The sequence below is a fragment of the Brucella sp. HL-2 genome, from assembly GCF_025846885.2.
In the GTDB taxonomy this organism is placed as follows: domain Bacteria; phylum Pseudomonadota; class Alphaproteobacteria; order Rhizobiales; family Rhizobiaceae; genus Brucella; species Brucella quorumnocens.
In genome coordinates this window covers 1-817 of sequence record NZ_JAOYTK010000077.1, presented here as the reverse complement: position 1 = coordinate 817, position 817 = coordinate 1, and the positions used below count along the sequence as shown (strand labels likewise).

Below are 817 nucleotides of genomic sequence, written 5' to 3'. Positions count from 1 at the left end.
GGTGTTGTCACGTTAAGCTGTTTACGGTTGCCTGCGTGTCGGGCTTCACATAAATTTCGGTGATGCAAACACCAGATATCAACTACAAGCGCTACCGTTTTGCACCACAGATCATTGCTCATGCAGTTTGGCTTTACCTGCGGTTCAACCTTAGCCTGCGTGCAGTTGAGGAAATGCTGCTCGAACGCGGGATGGACGTTTCCTATGAGACTGTCCGTCGCTGGATCACTAAGTTTGGACCTCAGATCGCTCGCAATTTGCGGCGACGACAGGCGCGTCCCGGCGATGTTTGGTATCTGGACGAAGTCGTGGTGAAATGCGCTGGAACCAAATTCTGGCTTTGGCGTGCGGTCGATCAGCATGGCACCGTTCTCGAAGAAATTTTGCAAAAGCGGCGTGACAAAAAAGCGGCAAAGCGTCTGCTGGTGGCGTTGATGAAGCGATACGGCTTTGTTCCCAAACGGATCGTCACCGATAAACTTCGCTCCTATGGTGCGGCAAAGGCAGACGTAGCACCCAGCCTCGATCATTGGTCGCACAAGGGCCTCAATAATAGGGCTGAGAACAGCCACCTGCCGTTTCGAAAACGGGAGCGAACCATGCAAGGCCACCGATCGCCGGGAGCGTTGCAACGGTTCGTGTACATGCACTCCGCTACCCGCAACCGCTTTTCAGTTCCACCCCACCGCCGTGCCGCACAAACAATTCGCTATCATCGCCTCGAAGCGTTAGACGCGTGGAAAAGTGCGGCCTGCCTTGCCTGAAATCCGAGAGCATCAGCCCATTATCGGCTTGGGCAACTTAACGTGACAACACC

At 54.3% G+C, this 817-nt stretch carries 1 protein-coding gene; it reads left to right on the top strand.

All coding sequences use genetic code 11. The features are described from left to right. Positions 1–62: 62 nt before the first annotated feature. Positions 63–764 carry an IS6 family transposase gene (locus tag OIV19_RS23625; protein ID WP_264234343.1) on the top strand — a complete coding sequence of 234 codons (702 nt, stop codon included), beginning with the start codon at positions 63–65 and terminating at the stop codon, positions 762–764. The last annotated feature ends 53 nt before the right edge of the window (positions 765–817 follow it).